The organism is Frankia sp. AgKG'84/4 (assembly GCF_023242965.2).
GTDB lineage: Bacteria > Actinomycetota > Actinomycetes > Frankiales > Frankiaceae > Frankia.
In genome coordinates, this window is record NZ_JALKFU020000311.1 from 1 (window position 1) to 6,149 (window position 6,149).

Genomic DNA, 6,149 nt, shown 5'->3' on the forward strand with positions numbered 1-6,149 from the left:
GCCGGGGACCTGCCGGCCGCGGTCCGCGGCGTGCTGCGGGCCGGCGCCGACTGGGTGATGATCTACGCGTCGGGCGGGGTGATGTCCACCCGGCCCGGCCTTCCCGACCTGCCGTTTGGCCGGGCGGAGCTGGCGGCCGGTGTCGCCGAGGCGGCCCGGTACGGCCGCCCGGTGATGGCGCACGCGCTGGGAGAGCGGGCGGTGGAGGAGGCGGTCGCGGCCGGCGCGCGCTCCATCGAGCACGGCATCGGCCTGGGCGAGCGGGCGGCCGCCGCGATGGTCGCCCGCGGGGTGACGCTGGTGCCGACCCTGGCGCCCTACCGTGACCTGGCGGCGCTCGCGGGGACCGGCGTGCTGCCCGGGTGGGCGGTGGAACGGGCGGAGGTGGCCGAGGCGGGCCTCGCCGAGACCATCGCGGTGGCCCGCGCGGCGGGCGTCCCCGTCGCGCTGGGCAGCGACGCCCGGCACCGGACCCGCCACGGCGGCAACCTCGCCGAGATCAGCTACCTGCGCCGCGCCGGGCTCGACCCGCCGCAGGCCCTGCTCGCCGCCACCGCGACCGGTGCCCGCCTCTGCGGGGTGGGCGACCGGCTGGGACGGCTCGCCGTCGGCTACATCTTCGACGCGATTGTGCTCGACGAGGACCCGGGCGACCTGACCCTGTTCGAACACCCGGACGCCGTCAGCGGGGTCTTCCTCGACGGCCGGGCGGTGCTGGCCCATCCGCGGCTGCCGGCAGCCCTCACCGGCAGGCCAGACCCGGTGACCTGGGTCGGCCCGTCCGCCCCGGACCGGCGCTCCTGACCTCGCTGCCCCGATCCGGCCGGCGCACCCGATGCGGCCGTCCCGCCCCGGCCGGGCGCGATCGGCGGGGCCGGGGCGAGACGGCGTGTAGGCCGGCTTCCAGAGCCCTTTTCCGGCTTTTTGTCGACCTTTTGTTCGGGCCTGGCGGTCAAGATGCGGAATCGGTCGCCAAAGCTATTGTCGGAGTGGCTCCACCAGGGTTGGAGTCGCTGGGGCAGGCGGATTTTCGCTAGTGATTCCGACATCACCAGGCGCGTATCGGAGGTATTTGGTGCAGCACGCCGAGAAGATCAATGAAAGCATGCGGAAGGCCATTGAGGAGTGCATGTCATGCTCCGCTCTGTGCGAGGAGACCATCTCCTACTGCATGGACATGCCCGGCACCATGATGGACGCCGCCGACCTGCGGATGATGATGGACTGTGCGGCGGTGACCAGGACCTGTGCCGACATGATGTGTCGGACGTCGCCGTGGCACGCGGAACTGTGTGCCATGTGTGCGCGGATCTGCGGTGCGTGCGCCGACATGTGCGAGAAGATGCCTCGTGACGCGCAGCTTTCCCGGCTCGCCCGGGCCTGCCGGTCCTGCGCGCAGAGCTGCACCTCCATGGCGGGTGCCGCTGCCTGACGCCGACAACGCCGTCGGTCATCTGGCCGGCGCTCCCACCCGCGGGTGGGAGCGCCGGCCTTTTTCGTTCCGTCACCGCCCTGGTCGCCACTGTCCGTGGTCCCGCTCCCGCCGGGCATGAGCCCGAGGCCACGACCGCCGTCCCTCTCGCGCCGCGCCGCGAGAGAACACGGAACGTCTGATTGCTTCTTCGTTGTGCATCGGGTGCTGCCGGGTGCGCTGGTTGAGTGACGCCCCGTCGACGATGGCCTGGGGCGATCGCGACATCGTGGCGATGTCTGGCTCGTCCGGCGCTTCCTATGATGTCCGAGAGTGCTGTCGTCACAGCGCAATGCACGTAACGTAGTGGACGTGCGCCGGAATTCATACACAACCAGTACTTGTAACTACCCTCGGTAGTTCGCTACGGTTGGCGGGCACTCGAGCTTCGGACCGACGCCGAGTTCTGCCCACGGTCCGAAGTCCCCTCCAGTCAGTTGGGCAGAAGCGGGGGAACCAGGTTCGGCTGAGCGGTCCCGTCACCACCGCTCTTGGGGTTAAGTCGTCGGCCAGTGCCGGCGACCGGGCTTCCCGGCCCGCACCCGACAGCTAACCTCGCAGGCGTGCGGGAAGGATTTCGCGTTGCCTGAATATCGGGAACGACCGGCCGCGGCGGTGCCTACCGTCAGGCCGACCTGCGCTTTTCGCGCCGCACCCGCGCCACAACCGGCACTGATCTCGCCCCGACGGGCGCACGAATAGCCATTCACTCACCGGTGCCGCGCGCGCCCCGGCTGACCATGTGCATGTCCTCGCCCCGGCGGTAACCGACGCCGGTGGCGGCCGCAGTGGTGTCAGCCGCTCGGAGTCTCCGCACTTTTTCGCGGCTCGGTCCCCGGCCCTGCCATGGTGTCGTCCCGGCCGGTCGGAATCATCGTCCGACCGCGCTTTGACGGCTCTTTTCTCCTGCTCTTGACCGACGCCTCGACAATAATTAATCCGTGCTGCCCATACCTGATGGGTGGCCTTGTCGACGCGCGCCAGCAGGGCTCATAAGAACTGTTCTATGCCTGTGTTCAACGACACCGAAATGAGATGTCAGAGAATGGCTAAGGGAAAGCATCGGAAGCGTACGGCGCGGCGTCACGGCGCCCTGCTCGCCACGGCGGGCGTGATCGGCGCCGGCGCGAGCCTGCTCGCGACCGCGGGTCCGGCGAGTGCCGCCACCGGCAGCTCCGTTTCCGACGTGACGATCGCCCGGCTCGCCGCGAACGCGGGCCTGCCCGGCTGCAGCGGCGGCTCGCTGGGTACCTGGGTCGCCGTGGCCCTCGCCGAGTCCGGCGGCAACACCTACGCCCACGCCAGCGTCGGCGAGGACTCCCGTGGGCTCTGGCAGATCAACATGCGCGCGCACGCCGGCTGGGTGGGTGGGCGCAACCTCTACGACCCGAGCACGAACGCGTGGGCGGCCAGGCAGGTGTGCGCCGGCCAGGGCCTGAGCGCCTGGACCACCTACACCAGCGGCTCCTACTACCGCTTCCTGGCCCGCGGCCAGGCCGCGGCCGCCGCCGTCGCCGGCGGCTACAGCGTCCGCGCCGCGTCCTACACCCCGGCCGCGGCACCGGCGGCCGCGCCGGCCGCGCCGGCCGCGAGTGTCCCGTGGGGTTATCCGTCGCTGGCCAGCGGGACGGGTTACCGCTGGGACGTCCGCGTGATCCAGCAGCGGCTGGCGAACCTCGGCTACCCCATCGCGGTGGACGGCCAGTTCGGCTACCAGACCAACCACATGGTGAAGGACTACCAGCTCAAGCACGGTCTCGTGGTCGACGGGGTCGTCGGGCCGAGCACCCGGGCCAGCCTGGGCATCTGACCGGTCCAACCAGCGAACCGGTCCGGCCGGTGAACACGGCAGCGCCGCCAGGGGGAGTTCCCAGTCCTCCGGGCGGCGCTGCGGCGTGTCCGACGCCTGGTCAGGACTACCCACCGTCGCCGCGGGGTATTCCTGCACCGGGCCCCCACAGGGGCCGCCGGTCCCCGCGCAGCTGACGACCTCCGGGGGTCCGTCCGGTGAGGATCCCGCCCTGGGTGGGGATCTCCGACCGACGAGGATCAACATGGGCGAGGAACAGGCTGCCGCGCCGGTTCCCGAGGCCTGGAACAGACCTCGGATTTCCGGCGGGACCGCGGACGACGCCCGTCCCCGCGCCGGCATGGGCGCGCCCGAGCCCGCGTCGGGGGTGCTGTTCGCCGCGCTCGGGCCGCTGGAGGTCTGGCGCTCGCCGGGCGAACGGGTCCGTGTCGACCAGCGCAAGAAACGGACGCTACTGCTCACGTTGCTGCTGAGCCCGGGCCGATGGATCTCCGTCGAGCACCTGCGTCTCGCACTGTGGCAGGACGCGCCGCCCCGCTCGGCCCTGGGCAACATCAAGACCTACCTCTCGGAGCTGCGCCACTCGCTTCCCCCGCCGCCCGGCATGACGACGGTCGCGCCGGTGGTCGCCTCGGTCAGCCCGGCGTCGGCGATCCTGCGTCGACCGGTCGGCCCCGGGCGCATCGAGAGCCGTCCCGGCGAGTACCGGCTGATCGTGCGCCCGGACGAGATCGACGTCGTCCGCTTCGAGCGCACCGCCGAGCGCGGTCGCGCCGCGGCCCGGGCCGGCGCCTCACGCCAAGCCGCCGACCTGTTCGAGCGCGCGCTCGGCTGGTGGCGCGGCTGCGCGTTCGACGAACTGCCCGCCGAGGTCGGCGGCGCGGAGAGCCTGCGCCTGGAAGAGGCGCGGTGGGCGGTCCGCGAGGAGCTGATCGACGCCCGTCTCGAGCTCGGCGAACATGACCGGGTGCTGCCGATGCTGCGCGCGCTCACCCTGGAACATCCCACCCGTGAGCGGCTGTGGGCCCAGCTCCTGGTGGCGCTGGAGCACAGCGGACGCCGCGCCGAGGCACTCAGCGAGTACCGCGCGCTCTACCGGCGGCTCGTGACCGATCTGGGCATCGAGCCCGGCGCCGAGCTGCGGCGCGTCCATCAGCAGGTACTCGAACAGGGCTCCGGCACACCCGCCAGACCGGCCTAGCGGCGCGGCCGGTGAACCCGCGCTGAACCTCCCGTGGGCACGCAACAGGGGTGGACGCGACACGCGATCCACGCGACCGCGCCGTGACACGCGGGCTCGCCGCCCGTGTGCCCCGGCCCGTGTTCGCCGCCCGGCCCGGGCCCCAGTCGGCCCAGACCGCCGTGGCGAGCGCGCGGGGCGCGCAAGCCCCGGGCCGAAACTGCGAATCAGGAGGGCAAAGCGATGAAGGCAGCCTATGAAACCCCGTGCCTGACGCCGGCCGGTCGCTTCACGGATGTGACCCGCGGCCGCTGGGGCTGGGGCCACGACTACTTCTACCGCCGGTTCGGCTACAACTCCGGTTGGGGCGGCGGCGGTGGCTTCGGCGGTGGTGGCTGGGGCGGCGGCGGCGGTGGCTTCGTCGCCGGCGGGTTCTTCTACTGAGCGCCCGGGTCCGTGGTGACCACCTTCACCGCCGCCCGCCGCCCTGATCCTGGCCGGTCCCGGTCGCGGCGACCCTCCTGTTGGTTCGTCGTGCTGGCCGACCGGGATCCGCTGGTCGAGCCGGCCGGTGCCCGGCGTCGGCTGTGCTACCGCTCCGGGCGACCCTGGATCGTCGGTGACTGGCCGGACGGCGCGGTCCTCAGCGCGACGACCGGGCGAGGCGGGCTGGCCCTGATCGGCTGCGCCGCGATCTCGGCCTCCGGCCTGCGTCGCCTGCTGGTGTCGGCGCGCGACGTGCACGACCTCGATGTCGGCCGCGAGGCCGCGGGGGACTACCACGTCGTCGCGCAGATCGACGGCGTGGGGCGGATGCAGGGCAGCGCGACGGGCACCCGCCGGATCTTCACCACCCGGCAGGGGGAGAACGTCCTCGCCGCCGACCGCGCCGACGTGCTCGCCGAACTCACCGGTGCGGCGCTCGACCGCACCGCGCTCGCGCTGGCGCTGCTCGACCCGTCCGCGCCGTATCCGCTGGACGACGTCGTGCCCTGGGCGTCCGTCGACGCCGTGGCACCCGACCACTACCTGGTCGTCGACCGGGACGGCCGGGACCGCCACGTCCGCTGGTGGCGCCAGCCGCCGGCGGTGCTGTCCCGGGCGCAGGGTGCGCCGGTCCTGCGCGCGGCGCTCGCCGAGGCGGTGGGCGCGCGGGTAGCGGGGGGACGCACGGTGAGCGCCGACCTGTCCGGGGGGCTCGATTCCACCTCGGTGTGCTGCCTGGCCTCGCGCGGCGCCGCCGAGATCGTCGCCGTCACCGGGCTGGCTCACGACCCGGGTGACGACGACCGGGTGTGGGCGGCGCGGGCCGCGGCGGCGATGCCCGGGATCACCCGGGAGATCGTGCCGGCCGCTGAGCTACCGCTGGTCTTCGACGGCATCGCGACCGCGGACGAGCCGTTGGACCGGCCGTTCGCCGGCATCGTGGACCGGGCGAAACTGCGGGCCACCCTGATGCGGGTGGCCCTCTACGACCCGCGGCTGCACCTGACCGGCTTCGGCGGCGACGAGATCGCCGTCGCCGCGCCGAACTACCTGGCGAACCTGCTCGCGCGTCGTCCCCTGACCGCCGTGCGACACCTGCGCGGGCACCGGGCCCAGGACGGCTGGGCGTGGGCGGCCAGCGCGCGGATGCTGCGCCGCCGCGACTACCGGGACTGCCTGGGCGACATGGCCCGGGCTCTGGC

Annotated in this window: 6 protein-coding genes and 1 riboswitch; all 6 genes read left to right on the top strand. The window is 72.9% G+C overall.

What is annotated here, in order from left to right; all coding sequences use genetic code 11:
* Window positions 1-804 (top strand): amidohydrolase family protein (locus tag MXD58_RS17700; RefSeq protein WP_250609601.1); only part of this gene is annotated, 804 nt, incomplete at its 5' end.
* Between the two features lie 271 nt (window positions 805-1,075).
* A complete protein-coding gene (locus tag MXD58_RS17705; protein WP_248839061.1) occupies window positions 1,076-1,432 on the top strand; it encodes a four-helix bundle copper-binding protein in 357 nt (118 codons plus the stop codon).
* A 444-nt stretch (window positions 1,433-1,876) separates the two neighbouring features.
* A riboswitch (cyclic di-AMP (ydaO/yuaA leader) is annotated at window positions 1,877-2,049 on the top strand.
* Between the two features lie 467 nt (window positions 2,050-2,516).
* On the top strand, window positions 2,517-3,281 hold the full coding sequence (locus MXD58_RS17710; RefSeq protein WP_248839060.1) for a peptidoglycan-binding protein: 765 nt from the start codon (window positions 2,517-2,519) through the stop codon (window positions 3,279-3,281).
* 244 nt (window positions 3,282-3,525) lie between these two features.
* A complete protein-coding gene (locus MXD58_RS17715; RefSeq protein WP_248839059.1) occupies window positions 3,526-4,482 on the top strand; it encodes an AfsR/SARP family transcriptional regulator in 957 nt (318 codons plus the stop codon).
* Window positions 4,483-4,704: 222 nt separating this feature from the next.
* Window positions 4,705-4,905, top strand: coding sequence for a lasso RiPP family leader peptide-containing protein (locus tag MXD58_RS17720; RefSeq protein ID WP_248839058.1), 201 nt, complete (start codon window positions 4,705-4,707; stop codon window positions 4,903-4,905).
* A 90-nt stretch (window positions 4,906-4,995) separates the two neighbouring features.
* The coding region (locus tag MXD58_RS17725; RefSeq protein ID WP_250609602.1) for an asparagine synthase-related protein at window positions 4,996-6,149 on the top strand (1,154 nt) is incomplete at its 3' end.

Bases quoted from the DNA above. Each gene is read 5' to 3' on its own strand.
- MXD58_RS17710 (WP_248839060.1), top strand. From the start codon at position 2,517: ATGGCTAAGGGAAAGCATCGGAAGCGTACGGCGCGGCGTCACGGCGCC.
- MXD58_RS17720 (WP_248839058.1), top strand. From the start codon at position 4,705: ATGAAGGCAGCCTATGAAACCCCGTGCCTGACGCCGGCCGGTCGCTTC.
- MXD58_RS17715 (WP_248839059.1), top strand. From the start codon at position 3,526: ATGGGCGAGGAACAGGCTGCCGCGCCGGTTCCCGAGGCCTGGAACAGA.